Source organism: Alteromonas sp. G4i13 (assembly GCF_054960505.1).
In genome coordinates this window covers 1-1,113 of sequence record NZ_JBHNYX010000104.1, presented here as the reverse complement: position 1 = coordinate 1,113, position 1,113 = coordinate 1, and the positions used below count along the sequence as shown (strand labels likewise).

Genomic DNA, 1,113 nt, shown 5'->3' with positions numbered 1-1,113 from the left:
GGTAGCTGAAATAAAAGTGCTGCTAGAAAAAGGGTATGACGTTAATGCGGTTGCGCCCGTATTGAAACAAGGCAGTGATTTTCATAGCGCGCTGCTGCTTGCAGCGATGAAAGGCTACCTGAAAGTAGCAAAGCTGTTGCTAGATAACGGCGCAGATCAAACGCTTACCGGCGCCTACATGGCCGCAATTGCTTTACACAAAGCCGCATATTTTGGGCGTGCAGACATGCTGACGTTACTTAGTCAATATCCTGGCTTTCAGGAAGTGCTTAACGCGCAAGGTCCTAACAACGGGTATACACCGCTTCATGACGCAGTGTGGCATGGGCATTTAGAGGCAGCGAAAGTATTGGTGGAAGCAGGAGCTAGGTTAGATTTGAAAGGTTATGATGGCAATACACCAGAGCAGCTTGCAAGGCAAAACGGTTATTCTATGATTGCTGAATACCTAGAAAATACGCGAAGCAAGCGTGAAAAAGCCCCGCGTAAGTGAGCTGAAAAAAGCGTACTAATCTGTAACGCTAAATTTTGACGACGTTCTTACGTATACAATGGTTTCGCTTTGGTTTGCGTTTTCAACAGAATGGTGTGCGGCAGTTGATGATTCAATATAACTTCCTGCGTTTAATTCAATCTGTCTGGAGGCGTTGTTTTGGGTATAATTGAGACTTCCTTTGATAACCACTGCCTTAAATTCATCACCATTAGATTTTATTGAACCTTTAAATCCTTTTGGAAGCTTGACAAGGGTACCGTATACACTACTTGTCTCGCCCCACAAATAGGCAACAGAAACACCGTTGGCCGCTATATTTACAAGGTCGCTTTTTTGCAGCCACACCATATTGTCTGCGTGAACGTTGATTGGCCTTTCGCCGTTGTCAAAATGTTCTTTTGATGGCTTTACAAGGTATGGGCCTTCATCAATTTCCAGGTAAATCAGGTTGGTTTTGTCGTTTGCCGCAGTGGTGTGATCTTCACCTGCAGGTTGAGTCCAAAACGAACCTGTTGGCATCCACATCTTTGCTGCGTTTGGATCGTCATTGTGCATTTCACCTTCAATCACAATACCTCTATAGGTTATGTTGTGAATGTGCGGTGGCGATTCAAAGC

General features: G+C 44.7%; 2 protein-coding genes. One reads left to right on the top strand and one right to left on the bottom strand.

Annotation, left to right across the window (positions count from 1 at the left end; genetic code table 11):
* A partial coding sequence (locus ACFI6J_RS21465) for an ankyrin repeat domain-containing protein (RefSeq protein WP_462586393.1) occupies positions 1-493 on the top strand: 493 nt, incomplete at its 5' end.
* Between the two features lie 15 nt (positions 494-508).
* Here ACFI6J_RS21465 and ACFI6J_RS21460 read toward each other — a convergent pair.
* Positions 509-1,113: DUF4437 domain-containing protein (locus ACFI6J_RS21460; protein ID WP_462586392.1), on the bottom strand; the 605-nt coding region annotated here is incomplete at its 5' end.